This is a genomic window from Pseudomonas sp. PB103, assembly GCF_009764635.1.
GTDB lineage: Bacteria > Pseudomonadota > Gammaproteobacteria > Pseudomonadales > Pseudomonadaceae > Aquipseudomonas.
Genome location: NZ_RWIL01000023.1, coordinates 99,892 through 120,511, shown reverse-complemented (window position 1 = coordinate 120,511; position 20,620 = coordinate 99,892). Strand labels below are relative to the sequence as shown.

At 59.5% G+C, this 20,620-nt stretch carries 13 protein-coding genes; 5 read left to right on the top strand and 8 right to left on the bottom strand.

Annotated elements, in window-relative coordinates:
• Positions 1-145 precede the first annotated feature (145 nt).
• Both EJA70_RS04660 and msrA read left to right on the top strand, forming a co-directional pair.
• Positions 146-2,842: a bifunctional diguanylate cyclase/phosphodiesterase gene (locus tag EJA70_RS04660; protein ID WP_008081374.1), complete on the top strand. Its 2,697-nt coding sequence runs from the start codon at positions 146-148 to the stop codon at positions 2,840-2,842.
• Positions 2,843-3,023: 181 nt separating this feature from the next.
• The gene (gene msrA / locus EJA70_RS04655; protein ID WP_158829958.1) at positions 3,024-3,689 is read left to right on the top strand and encodes a peptide-methionine (S)-S-oxide reductase MsrA; all 666 of its coding nucleotides are present in this window, start codon (positions 3,024-3,026) and stop codon (positions 3,687-3,689) included.
• Between the two features lie 103 nt (positions 3,690-3,792).
• Here the strand turns inward: msrA and EJA70_RS04650 are convergent, their stop codons facing one another.
• On the bottom strand, positions 3,793-4,632 hold the full coding sequence (locus tag EJA70_RS04650; RefSeq protein ID WP_158829957.1) for a 23S rRNA (adenine(2030)-N(6))-methyltransferase RlmJ: 840 nt from the start codon (positions 4,630-4,632) through the stop codon (positions 3,793-3,795).
• A gap of 330 nt (positions 4,633-4,962) precedes the next feature.
• Between EJA70_RS04650 and EJA70_RS04645 the strand changes: the two genes are divergently transcribed.
• Positions 4,963-5,379 (top strand): hypothetical protein, encoded by a 417-nt coding sequence (locus EJA70_RS04645; protein ID WP_158829956.1) that lies wholly within the window; start codon positions 4,963-4,965, stop codon positions 5,377-5,379.
• 94 nt (positions 5,380-5,473) lie between these two features.
• Here EJA70_RS04645 and EJA70_RS04640 read toward each other — a convergent pair whose 3' ends face one another.
• From EJA70_RS04640 to putP, 4 genes are all read right to left on the bottom strand, one after another.
• Positions 5,474-5,794, bottom strand: coding sequence for a hypothetical protein (locus tag EJA70_RS04640; protein ID WP_158829955.1), 321 nt, complete (start codon positions 5,792-5,794; stop codon positions 5,474-5,476).
• 335 nt (positions 5,795-6,129) lie between these two features.
• Positions 6,130-6,843 carry a DUF4123 domain-containing protein gene (locus EJA70_RS04635; protein WP_158829954.1) on the bottom strand — a complete coding sequence of 238 codons (714 nt, stop codon included), beginning with the start codon at positions 6,841-6,843 and terminating at the stop codon, positions 6,130-6,132.
• Complete coding sequence (locus EJA70_RS04630) at positions 6,833-8,848, bottom strand: type VI secretion system tip protein VgrG (protein ID WP_158829953.1); 2,016 nt, start codon at positions 8,846-8,848, stop codon at positions 6,833-6,835. Before EJA70_RS04630 ends, EJA70_RS04635 begins: the two co-directional genes overlap by 11 nt.
• 351 nt (positions 8,849-9,199) lie before the next feature.
• A complete protein-coding gene (putP, locus tag EJA70_RS04625) occupies positions 9,200-10,684 on the bottom strand; it encodes a sodium/proline symporter PutP (RefSeq protein WP_158829952.1) in 1,485 nt (494 codons plus the stop codon).
• A 456-nt stretch (positions 10,685-11,140) separates the two neighbouring features.
• On the opposite strand from putP, the gene putA reads away from it, so the two are divergent.
• Positions 11,141-15,094: a trifunctional transcriptional regulator/proline dehydrogenase/L-glutamate gamma-semialdehyde dehydrogenase gene (gene putA / locus EJA70_RS04620; RefSeq protein WP_158829951.1), complete on the top strand. Its 3,954-nt coding sequence runs from the start codon at positions 11,141-11,143 to the stop codon at positions 15,092-15,094.
• Positions 15,095-15,368: 274 nt separating this feature from the next.
• Positions 15,369-17,171, top strand: coding sequence for an acyl-CoA dehydrogenase (locus EJA70_RS04615; protein WP_158829950.1), 1,803 nt, complete (start codon positions 15,369-15,371; stop codon positions 17,169-17,171).
• Between the two features lie 201 nt (positions 17,172-17,372).
• Here EJA70_RS04615 and EJA70_RS04610 read toward each other — a convergent pair whose 3' ends face one another.
• From EJA70_RS04610 to EJA70_RS04600, 3 genes are all read right to left on the bottom strand, one after another.
• Positions 17,373-19,310 carry a methyl-accepting chemotaxis protein gene (locus tag EJA70_RS04610; protein ID WP_158829949.1) on the bottom strand — a complete coding sequence of 646 codons (1,938 nt, stop codon included), beginning with the start codon at positions 19,308-19,310 and terminating at the stop codon, positions 17,373-17,375.
• A 624-nt stretch (positions 19,311-19,934) separates the two neighbouring features.
• Positions 19,935-20,240: a cell division protein ZapA gene (locus EJA70_RS04605; protein ID WP_008077585.1), complete on the bottom strand. Its 306-nt coding sequence runs from the start codon at positions 20,238-20,240 to the stop codon at positions 19,935-19,937.
• Positions 20,237-20,467: a hypothetical protein gene (locus tag EJA70_RS04600; protein ID WP_008077586.1), complete on the bottom strand. Its 231-nt coding sequence runs from the start codon at positions 20,465-20,467 to the stop codon at positions 20,237-20,239. Before EJA70_RS04600 ends, EJA70_RS04605 begins: the two co-directional genes overlap by 4 nt.
• Between the last annotated feature and the right edge of the window lie 153 nt (positions 20,468-20,620).

The following is a 20,620-nucleotide window of genomic DNA, read 5'->3' as shown; positions in this document are numbered from 1 at the left end:
GTTCAGCGCAGCCGACACATTCTTATAGCACTTGGCCTTCATGTCTCTTGTCAGTCAGTGCCGCAATGATGCAACCTTGCCGCAGGCAACGTTTAAGAGGGCGAGAGCCCGGCGCGTTCAGCATATTTCCAAGCGAGTTCCCTTCATGAAGAGCCAACCCGATGCCGCCAGCCGTATGGCGGCCGAGGTAGTGACGCAGTTGCCTGTGCCCTCGCGGCTCGGCATGCTGCGTTTCGAGCGCTTGAATGAAGCCAGTTGGGCAATGCTGTTCCTCGACCCCAACTGCGAACGCCAATTCGGGCAACCGGCTGTCGAGCTGTGCGCTCTGGTCGGCGCCCCCTACGCCAGCCTGATGGAGCCGGAAGCGCGCTATCAGCTGCACGACACCATCCAGCAACAACTCGGCGCCAGCCCGCATTATCTGGTGCGCTACACCCTGCACACCCCGGCCGGCGCACTGAGCATCCTTGAACTCGGCGAAGCCTATAAACAACATAACCGCCATTTGCTGCGCGGCTACTTGTTGGCCGTCGGTGAGGCGCTGGATGAAGCGTCGCCGTTGCCTTCCGTCGACCTTGAAACACAGAATTCACGTCTGCAAATCGCCCTGGAGCTGAACCAGCGCGCCCAGCAAGAGCAACTGCAACATCTGGAACGCGTGCGCGCCCAGCAGGACTTGATTCTGCTGCTCGCCCGTCAGCGCTACAGCACGCACAATTCGCTGCAAGAAGCCGCCGAACTGATCACCCGCTGCGCCTGCGATATCTATGAAATCGACTGCGCCAGCCTGTGGAATCTCGAAGGCCAGCAACTGGTGCCGATCTCGGCGTACCACCGCGCGACGCAGGAATACCTGCTGCCGGACGTGATCGACATCAGCAGTTTCCCCGACTACATGGAAGCGTTGCACAGCAGCCGTGCGATCGACGCGCACAACGCGATGCGCGACCCGCGCACTCGCGAGATGGCCGAGGCGCTGCGCCCGCGCGACGTCAACGCGATGCTCGACGCCAGCATCCGTGTCGACGGCCAAGTGGTCGGCGTGTTGTGCCTGGAGCAGACCGGCGTCACCCGCGCCTGGCAGTCCGATGAAATCGCCTTTGCCGGCGAGCTGGCCGACCAGTTCGCGCAAGTCATCAACAATCACAACCGCCGCACCGCCACCAGCGCCCTGCACCTGTTCCAGCGTGCGGTCGAGCAAAGCGCCAACGCGTTTTTGCTGGTCAATTGCGACGGCGTGGTCGAGTACGTCAACCCGAGCTTCACCGCGATCACCCAGTACACCACCGAGGAAGTCCACGGTCAGCGCCTGTCCGAGTTGCCGGCCCTGGAGAACCTCAGCGAACTGTTGTTCGACGCGCCCTCGGCGCTAGCCAAGAGCAACAGTTGGCAGGGCGAATTCAAGAGCCGCCGGAAGAACCTCGAACCGTACTGGGGCCAGTTGTCGATCTCCAAGGTGTATGGCGATAACCGTGAGCTGACGCACTACATCGGCATTTACGAAGACATCACCCAGACCAAACTGGCGCAGCAGCGTATCGAGCGCCTGGCCTACACCGACAACCTGACCAACCTCGGTAACCGCCCGGCGTTTATCCGCAATCTGGACGAACGCTTCGCCCGCGATAGCGATACCCCGATCAGCCTGCTGCTGGTCGACATCGACAACTTCAAGCGGATCAACGACAGCCTCGGCCACCAGACCGGCGACAAACTGCTGATCAGCCTGGCCCGACGTCTGCGCAACAGCCTTAGTCCGAGCGGCAGCCTCGCGCGTTTCGCCAGTAACGAATTTGCCGTGCTGCTCGACGACACCGATCTGGCGACCGGTCAGCAGATCGCCAACCAATTGTTGGCGACGCTGGATAAACCAATGTTCGTCGATAACCAGTTGATCAGCGTCACCGGCTCGGTCGGTCTGGCTTGCGCGCCGCTGCACGGCCGCGACCCGCAAACCCTGATGCGCAACGCCGGTCTGGCGCTGCACAAGGCCAAGGCCAACGGCAAACATCAGGTGCAAGTCTTCACCGAGGCGCTGAACGCCGAGGCCAGTTACAAACTGTTCGTCGAGAACAACCTGCGCCGCGCCCTGACCCAGAATGAGCTGGACGTGTTCTACCAGCCCAAACTGTGCCTGCGCAGCGGTCGTCTGCTGGGCATGGAAGCGCTGTTGCGCTGGAACCACCCGGAACGCGGCATGATCCGCCCGGATCAGTTCATCAGCGTCGCCGAAGAGACCGGCCTGATCATTCCGATCGGCAAGTGGATCGCGCGCCAGGCCTGCCGCATGAGCAAAGCGCTGACCGCTGCGGGCATGGGCAATCTGCAAGTGGCGATCAACCTCTCACCGAAGCAGTTCTCCGACCCGGACCTGGTCGCCTCTATCGCCAACATCCTCAAGGAAGAAGCGCTGCCGGCCAATCTGCTCGAACTGGAACTGACCGAAGGCCTGCTGCTCGAAGCCACCGAAGACACGCACTTGCAGCTCGATCAGCTCAAGCGTCTGGGTTTGACCCTGGCCATGGATGACTTTGGCACCGGTTATTCGTCGCTGAGCTATTTGAAGAAATTCCCGATCGACATCATCAAAATCGATCGCAGCTTCATCCACGAAATCCCCGACAACCAGGACGACATGGAAATCACCTCTGCGGTGATTGCCATGGCACACAACCTGAAGCTCAAGGTCGTGGCCGAAGGCATCGAGACCGCCGAGCAATTGGCGTTCCTGCGCCGGCACCGCTGCGACGTCGGCCAGGGCTACCTGTTCGACCGGCCAATCCCCGGCGCCGAACTGATCCAGGCCCTCAAGCGCTACCCGCGCGGCCCACTCTGCCTCTAACCCCCGCCCCCCTCATGTAGGAGCTGCCGCAGGCTGCGATCTTTTGATCCTGTTTTTTAAAGACAAGATCAACAGATCGCAGCCTGCGGCAGCTCCTACATTGGGTAGTGCGGAGTCGGGCATCATTGGGCACACTGGCGGTCTGACTTTTTACATCCCATCCTGACTGAGAGGAACGATCATGGTTCTGCGCTCGGAAATTCTGGTGAACAAAAACGTGCTCCCGACTAAAGAACAAGCTCTGCCTGGCCGCGAAACCGCGATGACCCTGCCTGAAAAGCACTTCGTCTTCGAAGAAACCCCGCTGCTTGGCCCGTTTTTCCAGGACGTCGACTTTGCGATTTTCGGTCTGGGTTGCTTCTGGGGCGCCGAGCGCCGCTTCTGGCAGCGTGAAGGCGTGGTCAGCACGGTGGTCGGTTATGCCGGTGGTTTCACGCCGAACCCGACCTATGAAGAAGTCTGCTCGGGCCTCACCGGCCACGCCGAAGTGGTGCTGGTGGTGTATGACAAGGATAAAGTCAGCTACGAAGAGTTGCTGGCGATGTTCTGGGAACTGCACAACCCGACGCAGGGCATGCGTCAGGGCAACGACATCGGCACGCAGTACCGCTCGGTGATCTACGCGACCTCGCCTGCGCATCTGGATGCGGCGCTGAAGAGCAAGGCGACCTATCAGGCTGAACTGTCGAAGGCCGGTCTGGGTGAAATCAGCACCGAAATCGAACAGGCGCCGACCGTGTACTTCGCCGAGGCGTATCACCAGCAGTACCTGGCAAAGAATCCTGAAGGCTATTGCGGGATTGGCGGCACCGGCGTGTGCATGCCAGCGAGTTTGGCGGGTAACTAAAGCCTGAAAGCAAAAGATCGCAGCCTGCGGCAGCTCCTACATGGGAAAACGCATTCCACTGTAGGAGCTGCCGCAGGCTGCGATCTTTTGATCTTGCCGTTAATCAGCTCTCGGCAATCAACCAGTCCATCTGCCACCCGCCCTGGGTCTGCCCAAGCTTCTTCGACAACCACGGCAGCAGCTCACGCAATTCTTCCTCAAGCCCCCACGGCGGATTGGCAATCGCCATCCCCGAGCCATTCAGACTGTTCGGCGTGTCCAGCGGATGCACCAGCAACTCAACCCGCAGCAACTTCGGCGCACCGGTCCCGGCCAGATCCTGATAGAAACGACGCAGCGCACGCTGGTCCTTCACCGGGTACCAGATCGCCGCCACCGTTTGGCGCATCCGGCCAATCGCCTCTTTCAACGACGCCGCGCAACGTTGCATCTCGTCGAGTTGCTCGAACGGCGGATCAATCAACATCACCGCACGCTTCTCCTGCACCGGCAACATCGCCCGCGGCACGTGCCAGCCCTCACCCAGATGCACCTTGACCCGACGATCACCGGCCATGTTGTCCTTGAGCAGCACGCCGTCTTCCGGGTGCTTCTCGTTGAGCATCAGCCGATCCTGCGGCCGCGTCAGGCGTCGCGCCAGCTCCGGCGAACCCGGGTAATAGCGCAACTGGCCATCCGGGTTCATCTCGTGCAGCACCTTCATGTAGTCGGCGGTCAGCGCCGGCAGATCCGGCTGCTCCCACAAACGCGCGATGCCTTCCAGGTACTCGCCGGTGCGATTGGCCTGATCGCCCTGCAAGTCATACAGACCGATGCCGGCGTGTGTGTCGAGATAGGCAAACGGCTGCTCCTTGCGCGACATCAGGGCGATGAGACGGGTCAAGGTCAGGTGTTTGAACACATCGGCGTGATTGCCGGCATGGAAGGCGTGACGATAATTCATGGCTGCTCCTGCGAAGGGCGCAAAGTTTACCTTTTACCGCGCGGCAAGTCAGGGGTTGGCGGCTGAGCGGGCAAATGCGGGCCCTCACCCTAGCCCTCTCCCAGAGGTAGAGGGGACTGATTGTGGTGATCTCTCGGCTTACGTCGACCTGAAAGACCACCGCGATCTCAAGCGTGGCCGGGCAAAGTACGCTGCAGAAGTCGCAAGTCGGCGTACCTCACCCAGCCGACTCGGTCAGTCCCCTCTCCCTCCGGGAGAGGGTTAGGGTGAGGGGCTTCGCTATCATGCAGTTACACTGGCTAACCATGATCGACAGGAAGTCAAAAACTCATGCGACACCCGTTCATCTTCCTACTCGGCGCACTAGGCCCATACCTCGCACTTGCCGACGCAAACCACACCGATCAAGCCCGGCAATCACTCAAAAATTACGGCTTGAGCCACTGCCTCCTGGCGCCATTCAATGAGCAATCCGCCCTGAGAAAAGACATCGCATTGGCCGCCGGTGCCTACTCGTTCATGGGCAAGGGCATGCACACCGTCCTGCAAAATGAAGACACGCTGCAGGTACTGCACGATCCCTATAACGAGACGAGGAACCATGTGTCTGCGGCGTATGACCTGACCTCCGCCAACAGCAAATACTCCGATGAAAAAATGGTCTTCCATGCTTGCCTGCAGGTTTACAACTCAGAAGCGTTCGACCGTTTCATTCGGGCTCAGGATGCTTACATCGTTGTTGATTGAGCCTTTTTGAGAGTCAAAAGATCGCAGCCTTCGGCAGCTCCTACATAACCCCTGTAGGAGCTGCCGCAGGCTGCGATCTTTTGATCTTGAGCCGTCAGGACGGCATGCCGCCCAACCTGCGCCCAATAACATCCAGCACATCACAGCCATCGCGCAGCGGGATCGCACAGAGCATGGCGAAGTCGCTGAGGATGATCGAATCGCACTCGACCGAGCCGCGCATGCACAGGTTCTCCAACACTTGAACCACGGCGCGGAGGCGGTAGCTGGCGGCGTCCAGGAGGATGTCGAGGGGCGCGTGGGTGTCGACGAACAGGGTGGGCATGTCGCTGCAATTGCTGGTCAGGGCCATGAAGCGGTTGGCGGGATGGGGAGTGATCTTTTCGTAGGGTGGATCGGGTTTAATCCTAGCCATATCAGTTGCACCTCAATAGGTTAAATGAGCCTGCCAATGACCTTCCTACAGGTTTGGGTGGCAGCCGTACGCGAGAGTAGGAAACTGAGAAACCCACCAAACTCAGCTACGCCGAAGCGTTCCCGCGCACAGCCGCCGTGAAAGATATTACGGGCACGAATTTAAGTGCCGTAATGAAACGTCGACGCTGATGCACGGTGAATTTGTCAGGGTTCCTACACCCGCCACCACTCTCGCAGTGACAACGAAAAGACTATCCCTGCAACCCACCGCCCACCAGTTCATGAAAACCGCCGCAACTCGAAGGAAACGTCCGAAGCCTTCGCCCGGAAAACTCACACCGACTCTGCCAGCAAAAACGCCAATAACGCCGATTGCGTCGAATCTTCCGACGCCGAAAACTGAAAAAACTGCCTGACCTTGCAGCGCAAAACCGCCTCCGGAAACGCCTCGAACAACGCCGGATGTTCCTCACTCAGCCACGGCACAGCATTACCGACCTGAACATCAGCTCCGCCCGCCGCCAATACCGAATCAGGCACTGTCCACCATGGAAACACCCGCCCGCCAACCGGCGCCGCTCCTCCAATATCAATGGCCTGACCGTTAATCAGCCCACGCGAAATCACCGGCAACAACTGCGCCGCGCTGACCGCCTCGGACTGCAGGATCGGCGAAAAAAACCGCCCATCCCAAAACCGGAAAAACACCGCTTTGCCGTCCGGCATCAGCACCTGAGTCAGACTGCGAAAATGCTCAACCACCGCTTCAAGGCTTGCCGAGGAAACCGCCAGCCACCCCCAATCAACAGACTCGGTAGCCGCCACCCAATCGAGAAACTCACTGTCCACAGCGACAATTCCCACGAAGGGCATCACCGCATCCCACTCGGCGTAAATAGTGTCCGCCCAGATTGGGCTCGACGCCCCTTGCCAAGCCCTGGATGGATTGGCGTCGCTGGTTTTGCTGAAAATCGCGAACAATTGCTCCGACGGTTTCAGCGGTACGTTCGCCAGCCACGCCGACGGCGCTAGACATTCAGACGGCACAAACACCCTCCTTACACCGCGCGCACTCTTCGCAGAACGGTGCATCGCCTTTCAGGCTCATGATCTGTGCCGGCGTGAGCATGGCGGCGGGCGCTGCCGCCAGTTTCTCCGGCAACCCCGGCATAACGGGCGCGGCACTCATGGGCACCATCGGTGCGCCACCGACCATGATCGGCACGCTGCTGAAAATCCCCCCAGGGCCGATGTTGATCCACTGCCCACCGGCCTGAATGGTTGCGCTCGCACCACCATCGATGACCACTTGCTGGCCAGCGCTGACATGAAATTGCCCGCTGGCACTGAGCGCCTGACTGCTGACGCGAATATGCCGGTCGCCGGTCACGGTCAGGTGATCGTCCTGCCGCACTGCGGTTTGCCGCTGGCCGTGGGTGATGCGTTGTTCATCGGCCTTCAATTCATGCCGCGCGGTGCCGGTGACGACAATGCTGCGCTGGTTATCGACCTGCACCTGTTGATCGTGCAACACGTGCTGCGTCCAGTTGCGCTGGGCGCGCAGGTAGATTTCTTCGGCGCCTTTGCGATCCTCGATGCGCAGTTCGTTGTAACCGCCGCCGCCAGGGCTGCTTTGGCTGCGGAAGATACTGCGAGTCTTGTCGGCCGGAAGATCGAGCGGCACCGGCGTCGCGGCGTTGGGCAGACAGCCCATCACCAGCGGTTTGTCAGCATCGGCGTCGATGAAGCCGACCAGTACTTCCATGCCGACCCGTGGAATCAGCACGCTGCCATAACGATCATGGGCCCAGCCGGTGGCAACGCGCAGCCAGCAACTGGAATGCTCGTTCAGCTCGCCATCACGATCCCAGGCTAATTGCACTTTGACCCGGCCATACTCATCACAGTGGATCTCGGTGTCTTTCGGGCCGGTGACAACGGCCGGTTGGTAACCGAGCATTCGCGGTTTTTTCGGACCCAGCGGCGGGCGAAAAAACACTGCCCACGGCGTGGCGAGAAAGGTATTACGGTAACCCTGGAATTCTTCCCCATCGCTGGTGACCGATTCCTCCAGCACTTGCGGCTGACGGCCATGGTGCTCGACGGCGGTGAGTAGCCACAGATCATTCCAGTCGTGGCGCGGATGGTCAGTGAGTTGCAGGAAATGTCCGCACACCAGCGAGGATTCGTCGCTGATGCCTTCGGCCTGACGGTAATCGGCAACATGCCTTTCGAGCGCGCGCTGGGCGAGGTGTTTGCCGGTTTCACGGTCGTTGAATTGGCCGGGAAAGTGGTAATCCTCCAGTACCGGGCGTTGCTCGCCGTCAACGCGACTTTCCAGCTGCAGGCGCGGCTTGATGAAGTTGTAGTCGCGCCGCGTGACCACGCTGCTGCGGGTTTCCACGCGCACGTTGAAACGCTTGATCGCCGGGGCGCCACCGGCCATACCGCTGCCGGGCAGATACAGCGTCGGCTCGGCGAGTCGCGGAAACACGGTCTGGTCATCGCCGAACACCAACAAGTGGCCTTCCGGGCTGTGCTGAAAGTGGTAATGAATGCCGACTTCGGCGCACAAGCGCTGGATGAACGCCAGATCACTCTCGGCGTACTGCACACAATAATCACGCGGCGGGTAGTCGCTGCCGAGTTGGAACTGGAAGGCATCGCGCAGGATCGCGTGATCCTTGAGGATCCGCTCAATGATTTGCGGAACGCTGAGGTGCTGAAAAATACGCTGATTGATCCGATGCCCAAGGTACGTCAGACGCGGGACCAGGCTTACGTGATAACGCGTCAGACGTTTCCCGGAATCGCCCTGCCCGACCTGATAAATCTGACCGTGGACGCCGGAACCGTCGGCATCAAAACTCAGAAACGCCTGACAGTGCAGCAGGCTTTCAAGGTCCAGATCGGGTCGCTCACTGACCAGCTCCAGCTCGAAACGAAAGGGTTGGCTGATGGCTTCCTTACCCGTGAACTCAAGGACCTTGAGGTCATGTTGGGCGCCTTCGAGGGTCAACGTGAAGCGCGGTTGATTGGCAGGCGCGAACATCCGATGTTTCTCTGCAGAGTGAGGGCGGGCGATTCTGCATGAGGGGCAAGGGGTATTGAGTGGGTGACGGGGAAATCAGATTTGCCCTACTTCCATTTACGAAAGCCCCTGCAAAAACCGGCGCCTTCGACTACAGACAAATCCCCAACTTCACCACCAAACCCTGTGGGAGCTGGCTTGCCAGCGATGGCGGTGCGTCAGTCACCCAATGTGTTGGATGTGTCGACCTCATCGCTGGCAAGCCAGCTCCCAAAGGTTTCTCCAGTGTCCGCAAGAAATTGCAGGCAATAAAAAACGGCCCGTCTCCTGTAGGAAACGGGCCGTTTTCAGGTGAGCGTCAGCTCAGAACAATTACTTGTTCAGGTGGAAATCTTTTTCCGCCGCTTCGAAGCGCTGCACCATGCCAGTGGTCGGCGAGCCGAGCTTGCTGACGATGAAGATGGCCAGGCTGGCGAAGATGAAGCCCGGGATGATTTCGTACAGACCCATCACCTCGAAATGCTTCCAGACCACCACGGTGATTGCGCCGACCAGAATACCGGCCAGTGCACCGTCGCGAGTCATGCCTTTCCAGATTACCGAGATCAGCACCACCGGACCGAACGCGGCACCGAAACCCGCCCAGGCGTAGGACACCAGGCCCAATACGCGGTTTTCCGGGTTGGCCGCCAGGGCGATCGCGATCAGTGCAACCAACAGCACCATGGCGCGGCCGACCCAGACCAACTCCAGTTGCGAAGCGGATTTACGCAGGAAGGTTTTGTAGAAGTCTTCGGTCAGGGCGCTCGAGCACACCAGCAACTGGCAGCTCAGGGTGCTCATCACGGCGGCCAGAATCGCCGACAGCAACACACCGGCAATCCATGGGTTGAAGAGGATTTTCGCCAGTTCGATGAACACACGCTCGTGGTTCTCGGTGACGGGACCGGCCACTTCCGGGTGCGCCGAGAAGTACGCGATACCGAAGAAGCCCACCGCCACGGTGCCGCCCAGGCACAGGATCATCCAGGTCATGGAGATGCGACGCGCCTTGGCGATCGATTTCACCGAATCCGCCGCCATGAAACGCGCGAGGATGTGCGGCTGACCGAAGTAGCCCAGACCCCAGCCCATCAGCGAGATGATGCCGATGAAGGTGGTGCCTTTAAGCATGTCGAAGTTGCTTGAGTCCTGTGCTTCGATCGCCAGGAACGTGGTGTCGACGCCACCGGTGGCCAGCAGCACGATGATCGGCGTGAGGATCAGCGCGAAAATCATCAGCGTGGCTTGTACGGTGTCAGTCCAGCTTACCGCGAGGAAACCGCCGACGAAGGTGTAGGCAATTGTCGCTGCAGCACCGGCCCACAGCGCGGTCTCGTAGGACATGCCGAAGGTGCTTTCGAACAGACGGGCGCCAGCGACAATGCCGGATGCGCAGTAAATGGTGAAGAACACCAGAATCACGATCGCTGAAATAATGCGCAGCAAGCCGCTTTTATCTTCGAAACGGCTGGAAAAGTAGTCCGGCAGGGTCAGGGCATCACCGTTGTGCTCGGTCTGCACGCGCAGACGGCCGGCGACGAACAACCAGTTCAGGTAGGCACCGACGATCAGGCCGATGGCGATCCAGCTTTCGGACAGACCGGACATGTAGATGGCGCCCGGCAGGCCCATCAGCAACCAGCCGCTCATGTCGGAAGCACCGGCAGACAGTGCAGTAACAACGCTGCCCAGGCTACGGCCGCCAAGAATATAGTCAGAAAGGTTGTTGGTGGAGCGATAGGCCATGAAGCCGATCAGCACCATTGCTGCGATGTAGATCACGAACGTGATCAGTGTTGGATTGCTTACGCTCATTAGTTACGCCCTGGCTTTGTTTTTATGTAGCAGCGGTGATCAACCGCACGCAAACGACGACGTTTGGCAGACGATTTCAGATCCCGCGCATTTAGGACTGATGTTTCCCCAGGAAAGCCACCAGCCGATGCACCGGTTTATACCGGTTGCACCTTGGGCGCGAATGCTATGCAACAAAGTAAAAAAGGTGCAACCAGTTTCGTGAGAATTAGTTGCACCTAGTCGGATATACCGAGAAATAAGCGGTTTTTGCTCCCTTTTAGCGCAGTCCGAGCGCTTTGCTAGAAGCAAAAGCACCAAGCGAGTGCGGCACTTCAGTACCAGAAAATAATTCCTGACGAAGCGTTTATTTTTCCGACAAAAAAAGGGTTGCACCCGGTTGCACCTCTTTCAGCGCGCGGCTAATCTTGCGGCCAGCTGATGCCACGCAACTGTGGCAACCATGAGGATAAAAATATGGCTACCACCACCCTTGGGGTCAAACTCGATGACCCGACACGCGAGCGCCTGAAGGCGGCCGCGACCTCGATTGATCGCACACCGCACTGGCTGATCAAGCAGGCAATTTTCAATTACCTGGAGAAACTCGAGGGTGGTGCAACCCTGACCGAGCTGAACGGTTTGACCGCCAAGGACGCCGATGAGGCAGGCGAAGTCCACACCGATCACGCCCACCAATGCTTCCTCGAATTTGCCGAGAGCATCCTGCCGCAGTCCGTTCTGCGCGCTTCGATCACCGCTGCTTACCGTCGCCCTGAGCCGGAAGTGGTGCCGATGCTGATCGAACAGGCCCGCCTGCCGGTCGCCATGGCTGAAGCCACCAACAAGCTTGCTGCCTCCATCGCGGAAAAACTGCGTAACCAGAAAAGTGCCGGCGGTCGTGCAGGCATTGTTCAGGGTCTGCTGCAGGAATTTTCCTTGTCGTCCCAGGAAGGCGTGGCGCTGATGTGCCTCGCCGAAGCGCTGTTGCGTATCCCGGACAAGGGCACTCGCGACGCACTGATCCGCGACAAGATCAGCACTGGCAACTGGCACCCGCACTTGGGCAACAGCCCGTCGCTGTTCGTCAACGCTGCCACTTGGGGCCTGCTGCTGACCGGCAAACTGGTCTCGACGCACAACGAAGCCGGCCTGACCTCGTCGCTGAGCCGCATCATCGGCAAGAGCGGCGAGCCGATGATCCGCAAGGGCGTCGACATGGCCATGCGCCTGATGGGCGAGCAGTTCGTCACCGGCGAAACCATCGCCGAAGCGCTGGCCAATGCGAGCAAGTTCGAAGCCAAGGGCTTCCGTTATTCCTACGACATGCTCGGTGAAGCGGCGCTGACCGAACACGACGCGCAGAAGTACCTGGCGTCGTACGAACAAGCCATTCACTCGATCGGCAAAGCCTCCCACGGTCGTGGGATTTATGAAGGCCCGGGTATTTCCATCAAGCTGTCGGCACTGCACCCGCGTTACAGCCGTGCGCAGTACGAGCGCGTGATGGACGAGTTGTACCCGCGCCTGCTGTCGCTGACCCTGCTGGCCAAGCAATACGATATCGGCCTGAACATCGACGCCGAAGAAGCCGACCGTCTCGAACTGTCGCTGGATCTGCTTGAGCGCCTGTGCTTCGAGCCGCAACTGACCGGCTGGAACGGCATCGGTTTCGTCATCCAGGCTTACCAGAAGCGTTGCCCGTACGTGATCGACTACGTGATCGATCTGGCCCGTCGCAGCCGTCATCGCCTGATGATCCGTCTGGTGAAAGGCGCGTACTGGGACAGCGAAATCAAACGCGCCCAGGTCGAAGGCCTGGAAGGCTATCCGGTGTACACCCGCAAGGTGTACACCGACGTCTCCTACATCGCTTGCGCACGCAAACTGCTGTCGGTGCCGGAAGTCATCTACCCGCAGTTCGCCACGCACAACGCCCACACCCTGTCGGCCATTTACCACATTGCCGGTCAGAACTATTACCCCGGTCAGTACGAATTCCAGTGCCTGCACGGCATGGGCGAACCGCTTTACGAACAAGTTGTAGGCAAAGTTTCCGAAGGCAAGCTGAACCGTCCGTGCCGCGTGTACGCGCCGGTCGGTACTCACGAAACCCTGCTCGCCTACCTCGTACGTCGCTTGCTGGAAAACGGCGCGAACACTTCGTTCGTCAACCGTATTGCCGATCAGTCGATTTCGATTCAGGAGCTGGTGGCCGATCCAGTGGCGCAGATCGAGCAGATGGCGACCGTGGAAGGTGGTTTCGGCCTGCCGCACCCGCGCATTCCGTTGCCGCGTGATCTGTACGGTACTGAGCGCGCCAACTCCAGCGGCATCGACATGGCCAACGAACATCGTCTGGCATCACTGTCCTGCGCCTTGCTCGCCACTGCCCACACCGACTGGAAAGCTGCGCCGATGCTCGGTTGCGCGTCCAGCACTGAAACCCCTGCGCCAGTGCTGAACCCGGCAGATCACCGTGATGTGGTCGGTCATGTTCAGGAAGCCACTGTCGAAGACGTCGACAACGCCATTCAATGCGCGCTGAACGCAGCACCGATCTGGCAGGCCACTCCGCCGGCCGAACGCGCGGCGATTCTGGAACGTGCCGCTGACTTGATGGAAGGCGAGATCCAGCCGCTGATGGGCCTGCTGGCTCGCGAAGCCGGCAAGACCTTCGCCAACGCCATCGCCGAAGTCCGCGAGGCGGTCGACTTCCTGCGTTATTACGCAGTGCAGGCGCGCAACGATTTCAGCAACGACGCCCACCGCCCACTGGGTCCGGTGGTGTGCATCAGCCCGTGGAACTTCCCGCTGGCAATCTTCAGCGGCCAAGTCGCTGCGGCACTGGCTGCCGGTAACCCGGTATTGGCCAAGCCTGCCGAGCAAACTCCGCTGGTGGCCGCGCAAGCCGTGCGCTTGCTGCTCGAAGCCGGGATTCCGGAAGGCGTGCTGCAACTGCTGCCGGGTCGCGGTGAAACCGTCGGTGCCGGTCTGGTTGGTGATGAGCGCGTCAAAGGCGTGATGTTCACCGGCTCCACCGAAGTCGCGCGTCTGCTGCAACGCAACATCGCTGGCCGTCTCGACAGCCAGGGCCGCCCGATTCCGCTGATCGCCGAAACCGGCGGGCAGAACGCAATGATCGTCGACTCTTCGGCACTGACCGAGCAAGTTGTGATCGACGTGGTGTCCTCGGCCTTCGACAGCGCCGGCCAGCGTTGCTCGGCGCTGCGCGTACTGTGCTTGCAGGAAGATTCCGCGGATCGTGTCATCGAAATGCTCAAAGGTGCCATGGCGGAAAGCCGTCTCGGCAACCCGGAGCGCCTGTCCGTGGACATCGGCCCGGTGATCGACGCCGAAGCCAAGGCGGGCATCGACAAGCACATCCAGGGCATGCGCGATAAAGGTCGCAACGTCTATCAAGTGGCGATCGCCGACACCGAAGAGGTCAAACGCGGCACCTTCGTCATGCCGACCCTGATCGAACTGGAAAGCTTCGACGAGCTGCAACGCGAGATCTTCGGCCCGGTGCTGCACGTGGTGCGCTACAAGCGCAAAGAGATCGATCAACTGATCGGCCAGATCAACGCGTCCGGTTATGGCCTGACCTTGGGCGTACACACGCGCATCGACGAGACCATCGCCAAGGTGATCGACAACGTCCACGCCGGTAACGTCTACGTCAACCGCAACATCGTTGGTGCTGTGGTCGGCGTGCAGCCTTTCGGCGGCGAAGGCTTGTCGGGCACTGGCCCGAAAGCTGGCGGCCAGCTGTACCTGTATCGTTTGCTGGCGACCCGTCCTACCGATGCCATCGAACAATCCTTCGCTCGCGGTGATGCTGTTGTCGCCCCGGACGTTCGTCTGCGCGATGCCATGAGCAAACCGCTGAACGCCCTGAAAGCCTGGGCTGAAAGCAGCAAGTACGCCGATCTGAGCACCCTGTGCGTGCAGTACGCGGCGCAATCGCAGAGCGGCATCACCCGCGTGCTGGCCGGCCCGACCGGTGAGAAAAACAGCTACGCCATCCTGCCGCGCGAGCACGTGCTGTGCCTGGCCGAGGTTGAAGGCGATCTGCTGACGCAACTGGCAGCGGTGCTGGCGGTAGGCGGCTCGGCGGTATGGCCGGAGTCCGACATCAGCAAGGCATTGTTCGCACGCCTGCCGAAGGACATTCAGGCGCGGATCAAGCTGGTTGCTGACTGGAACAAGGATGAGGTGGTGTTCGATGCGGTTCTGCATCACGGCCATTCCGACCAGTTGCGCGGCGTTTGCCAGCAGATTGCCAAGCGTGCCGGCGCGATCGTTGGGGTTCAGGGCTTGTCCCAGGGCGAGACCAACATTGCGCTGGAGCGACTGGTGATTGAGCGGGCGTTGAGCGTTAACACTGCGGCAGCGGGTGGTAATGCCAGTCTGATGACTATCGGCTAACACCGAAAAACCGGGCACCTGCATTGGTGCCCGGCATAGCAACAACCCCTGTGGGAGCTGCGGTGCGACGATTCGACTTGCCAGCGATAGCGATTTTTCAGTCACCATTAATGTTGACTGATATGCCGCCATCGCTGGCAAGCCAGCTCCCACAGTGTTTTGGGGCATTTGTTAAGTTGGTGCTCGGCTCTAACATCACCGCGATCAATCATCCTGTTCAGCCTCTATTCCCGCGTCTTAGACTCGGCCCAACCCCAATTTCAGGTAGGCCGCCATGTCCGAGACGCTGCTCAGTTCCCGCAATCTGGCTTTCGAGCTGTATGAAGTCCTTGATGCCGAGGGCCTGACCCGGCGTGAGCGCTTTGCCGAGCACAACCGCGAGACCTTTGACGCCGCCATCGGCACCGCGCGCAACATCGCCGAGAAGTACTTCGCGCCGCACAACCGCAAGGGTGACGAGAACGAGCCGCGCTATGAAGACGGCAAGGCGATTCTGATTCCTGAAGTGAAGCCGGCGGTGGATGCCTTCCTTGAGGCTGGATTCCTCAACGCCGCGAGAAGTTTCGACGCCGGCGGCATGCAACTTCCTACATTGCTGTCGCAAGCCTGCTTCGCGCATTTCCAGTCGGCCAATGCGGCTTCGACGTCGTACCCGTTCCTGACCATGGGCGCGGCAAATCTGATTGAAAGCTTTGGCACTGACGAGCAGAAGCAACGCTTCCTGCAACCGATGATCGACGGGCGCTTCTTCGGCACCATGGCCCTGACCGAACCCCACGCTGGTTCGTCGCTGTCGGATATTCGTACACGCGCCGAGCCGGCGTCTGACGGCAGCTATCGCCTCAAGGGCAACAAGATCTTCATTTCCGGTGGCGATCACCCGCTCTCGGAAAACATCGTGCACATGGTCCTGGCCAAACTGCCGGACGCGCCTGCGGGCGTTAAAGGCATTTCGTTGTTCATCGTGCCAAAGTTTCTGGTCAACGATGACGGCAGCCTCGGCCAACGTAATGACGTGCTGCTCGCCGGGTTGTTCCACAAGATGGGTTGGCGCGGCACCACTTCCACAGCGCTGAACTTCGGCGATAACGGTGAGTGTGTCGGTTATCTGGTCGGCGAGCCGCATCGTGGTTTGAGCTACATGTTCCAAATGATGAACGAGGCGCGAATCGGCGTCGGCATGGGTGCGGTGATGCTCGGTTACGCCGGTTACCTGTACTCGCTGGAGTACGCCCGCGAGCGTCCGCAGGGTCGCGTGCCGGACAGCAAGGATCCGACTACCGCGCCAGTGGCGATCATTCAGCACGCCGATGTAAGACGCATGCTGTTGACGCAAAAATCCTACGTCGAAGGCGCCTTTGACCTCGGTTTGTATGCAGCCCGTTTGTTCGATGACACCACCACGCTGGAGACCGAAGCCGAGCGCAAACAGGCGCATGAGCTGTTGGATTTGCTCACGCCAATCGTCAAATCCTGGCCATCGGAGTTCTGTTTGAAGGCCAACGAACTGGCGATCCAGATTCTTGGCGGCCACGGTTACACCCGTGAATACCCGGTGGAGCAGTACTACCGCGACAACCGCTTGAACCCGATCCATGAAGGCACCCACGGTATTCAGTCGCTGGACTTGCTCGGGCGTAAATTGGCGCAGAACGGCGGCGCGGGGCTGAAGCAGCTGATTCGCCTGATTGCCAATACGGCCGAACGCTCGACTGCGCACGATTCGCTGACAGCACTGCGTGAACCGCTTGAGAAACTCGTAGCACGCCTGCAAACGGTGACCATTGGTTTGCTGACGGATCTGGCGCAGGGCAAGGTCAACAGCAGTCTGGCGAATTCGGCGTTGTACCTGAAAGTGTTCGGGCACACGGTGATTGGCTGGCGCTGGCTGGAGCAGGCGATTCGTGCGGAGGAAGGCTTGGCCAAGGGCACTGCGGCGGATGCTGACTTCTATAAAGGCAAGTTGCAGGCGGCGCGGTATTTTCTGACGTGGGAAGTGCCGGGCTGCCACCATGAATTGGCGTTGCTGGAGACGCGAGATGATACGTGCCTGGCGATGCAGGATACCTGGTTCTGAAAAGCTACCCTCACCCCAGCCCTCTCCCGGAGGGAGAGGGGGCCGACCGGGGGATGCTTGAATACTCCATCGACCTGAAAGAGGCTCACCGAATCCATAATCGACTGGCGTTTTCAGGTCGATGTATAGCAAAAGACACCTCGGTCAGTCCCCTCTCCCTCCGGGAGAGGGCTAGGGTGAGGGGCTTTTCTGGCTCAACACTCAGCTCAACCTGAACCCACCCATCTGCCGCGCCAGATCATCCGCCAGTTTCTGCAGCATCTGGCAATCCTCACGACAAGCGCGAACCTCCCCCGCCGTCGCCCGCGCCAGATCGGAAATCCCCTGCACATTGCGGTTGATCTCTTCAGTCACCGCCGACTGCTCTTCCGTCGCCGTCGCCACCTGATGGTTCATGTCGCTGATGCGCTCGACCTGCCCGGTAATCGCAGTCAATGAAGCCCCGGTGCGCTGGCTCGACTCAACCCCGGTGCCCGTCGCGGCCTGGCCGGTGCGCATCGACGACACGGCATTTTCCGCGCCCTGTTTAAGGCTGCCGATCATCTGCTGAATCTCGTCGGTTGACGCCTGCGTGCGCCGCGCCAAGGTGCGCACTTCATCGGCGACGACGGCAAAACCCCGGCCCATGTCGCCAGCACGCGCCGCTTCGATCGCCGCGTTCAGCGCCAGCAAATTCGTTTGCTCGGACACCCCGCGAATCACCGCCAGCACCGAGTCGATCGATGCCACTTGATGCGCCAGCTCACCCACCGCGCCTGCCGCCAAGCCAATCTCGTCCGACATGCTTTCAATATGCCGAATCGAGCCACCGACCACTTCCCGCGCCTGCATCGCTTCATCTCGCGCAGTTTGCGAGGCGAGCGCCGCGTTGCCAGCGTTCTGCGCGATTTCCTGCACGGTCAGGCCCATTTCATGAACCGCCGTCGCGACCATGTCAGTCATTTCCTGCTGACGACCGGAACGCTCTGCGGTGTTCTCGACGACTTTCGCCACCTGCCCGACAGCTGTGCGCAAACGCTCGCTGGTGGCCAGCACTTCGCCGATCATCCCGCGCTGACTGTCGAGAAAGCGGTTGAAACCCCGGGCGAGGTCGCCCAGTTCGTCAGCGCGACTGGAATCTAACCGGTGGGTCAAATCTCCCCCACCGCTACCGATTGCTACCAGCGCGGCTGTTACCTGACGAATCGGCCGCACCAGACCTTGCGCTAGCCACACCACCAGGGCGAGGCACACCAACGCCACCGCCAGACCAATTCCGCCGCTCATCCACATCGCTTTGCGGGCCTCGGCGTAGATCTGTGATTGCGGCACTTCGGCCACGAGGGTCCAGCCTAAATCACGCAAGGGCAGGCTGAAGGCGAGGAAGTCTTCGCCATCCCTCTGGAAGCTGCTGCTGATCGCCGTTTTCTGGCCCATGACGGCCTGCGCTGCATTGGCGCCGATCTGCTCGGTCAAGGTGCGTTTACCACTGAACTGCGCTTCGGGATGCACCTGAATCAAACCGTCGGAACGCACGAGATAGACCTTGCCGCGCTCACCGAAGCTGAAGTTGTGAATCAGCTCCGAGAGCTCTTTCATGCTCAGCCCAAGCCCCGCCACACCCACCACTTTGCCGGCCTGCTCGACCTTCAAATCGATGAACAGCGCCAACTCTCCAGTGGCACCGTCGTTGTCGATATTCAAGGTGCGCGGCTGATTGCTGTCGAGGAAAGAATAGAACCAGGCATCGGCCGGTTTGGAGCGACTGAGGGTGCGATCCAGGCCTTTTTCGGTGATGTAATGATTGGAATCGGTGCCGATGATCAAAGCGGTAAACGCTTTGTGTTCGGCGCGGATGCCTTCCAGATACTGCGCAAAGGCTGCTGTTTTGCCGCTGTCTTCACCCGATGCGAGCCAGTCGCGAACCATGGTGTTGCTGGCAATATCTTTGGCCGCCGTCAGCGGCTGAACAAGGATACGTTCAATGTCGTTGCGCGTCGCTTCGATGCTCGACGGCAGGGCTTGCTCGACCAGATAGCTCTGGGCGAGGCGATTGACTACCAGGGTATAAATGCCAACCACAATCAGGATACTGACCAGCAGGGCGGTGCCCATGCTGAGAATCAGCTGCCATTGAATACTGCGTCGCCACAACTGCATGGAGCACCCCCAGGAGATAAGAGGCGGAAACACTGCAACTGTCGTGCCGATTGTATACAAAGATGCAGACAATCAATCTCAATCAGCAGCTCTTTTCGCATGCAAATAAGAAAAACCTGTCATATCTAACAGGTTACAAGCATCGAATAGCTGGGTATGTTTTGAGAAGTGCCAATTTGGGCACGCACAACTCGATTGCATTAAGCAGAGAGGGGCCGTCATGCACGACGAACCATTGGAATCCTGACAGCCACTGACCACTCAGGAAACCGACGCCGTTCTAAAATTTGTGAATGTTGGAGACGAGGTCAGGATCGCCGGAAAAAAACACAGTGTCGTCAAAAAAGAATTTCAGGTGAGCGGCAGCCATTATCTCGTCCAAATTACCTTGGACACTGGCGAAACCTCCACCACCACACATTCAATTACCCACGAGGAGCTCAGTAATCTTATACGCGAGGGTGACTACATAAACTCGAACGGAAACATCAGCGTGGCAGACTCAGTGTGGTACCAAAAAGACGGCCACCTATGGGTCAAATACGCCACTTGGGAAAAGGGATGATCATTTGCCTGCTTCGAAGATAGTGACGCCTCCTGACCCAGAGGCGCCCTTTACCTTCATCAGCCTTGCTGGCCGATAGTCTTGGCGATGGTGTCGACCGTGGCGCTGACTTGCTCTTGGTAACGGTCGAGTTCTTCCTGATGCAGCTTCTTCATTTCGATCTGCTGCGAACACAGATTCATCGCTGCCAGCACCAGCAAGCGGTCGCCGATCAGCGTCGGATATTTGCGTTTGGTGTCGGCCAAAGCGGCCTTGAGCATCAGTGCCGCGTCCAGCAGGGTCTGTTCTTCCCCGGCCGGTGCCTTGATCGAATAGTCCTCCCCGAGAATGGAGATGACTTTTACCCCTGCTGTGTGGTGGTTCATGCGCTGACAGGACCCGCGTTGACGCGATCAACCAGGGCTTGAATGCGTGCTGCGGTGGCGCCGTGCTTTTCTTCCTGTTCCATCAGGTTCAGTTGCAGGCTTTCGTTTTCATCCTTGGCCTGAGCCAGTTCGGTGGACAGATTCTGGTTGGTTTGCGCGAGGGTCTGGTTCTGTTGCACCAGGTCGCTGACGAGCTGTTCCAATTGGCTGAGGGATGCTTCCAACATTTTGATCTTCCAGGCATTTTCAAAGGGCGCGTACGATAAAGAAAAGTCACCACGGATGCCAGGGTTAAACCGGCGCAAGGCCTTGATTTTCCTGGCGGGCGAGCGTTCCCGCGAGCTTTAAAGACTGTGATTTGCCGATCTTGTTCCTGCACT

Bases quoted from the DNA above. Each gene is read 5' to 3' on its own strand.
- EJA70_RS04660 (WP_008081374.1), top strand. From the start codon at position 146: ATGAAGAGCCAACCCGATGCCGCCAGCCGTATGGCGGCCGAGGTAGTG.
- msrA (WP_158829958.1), top strand. From the start codon at position 3,024: ATGGTTCTGCGCTCGGAAATTCTGGTGAACAAAAACGTGCTCCCGACT.
- EJA70_RS04650 (WP_158829957.1), bottom strand. From the start codon at position 4,632: ATGAATTATCGTCACGCCTTCCATGCCGGCAATCACGCCGATGTGTTC.
- EJA70_RS04645 (WP_158829956.1), top strand. From the start codon at position 4,963: ATGCGACACCCGTTCATCTTCCTACTCGGCGCACTAGGCCCATACCTC.
- EJA70_RS04640 (WP_158829955.1), bottom strand. From the start codon at position 5,794: ATGGCTAGGATTAAACCCGATCCACCCTACGAAAAGATCACTCCCCAT.
- EJA70_RS04630 (WP_158829953.1), bottom strand. From the start codon at position 8,848: ATGTTCGCGCCTGCCAATCAACCGCGCTTCACGTTGACCCTCGAAGGC.
- putP (WP_158829952.1), bottom strand. From the start codon at position 10,684: ATGAGCGTAAGCAATCCAACACTGATCACGTTCGTGATCTACATCGCA.
- putA (WP_158829951.1), top strand. From the start codon at position 11,141: ATGGCTACCACCACCCTTGGGGTCAAACTCGATGACCCGACACGCGAG.
- EJA70_RS04615 (WP_158829950.1), top strand. From the start codon at position 15,369: ATGTCCGAGACGCTGCTCAGTTCCCGCAATCTGGCTTTCGAGCTGTAT.
- EJA70_RS04610 (WP_158829949.1), bottom strand. From the start codon at position 19,310: ATGCAGTTGTGGCGACGCAGTATTCAATGGCAGCTGATTCTCAGCATG.
- EJA70_RS04605 (WP_008077585.1), bottom strand. From the start codon at position 20,240: ATGAACCACCACACAGCAGGGGTAAAAGTCATCTCCATTCTCGGGGAG.
- EJA70_RS04600 (WP_008077586.1), bottom strand. From the start codon at position 20,467: ATGTTGGAAGCATCCCTCAGCCAATTGGAACAGCTCGTCAGCGACCTG.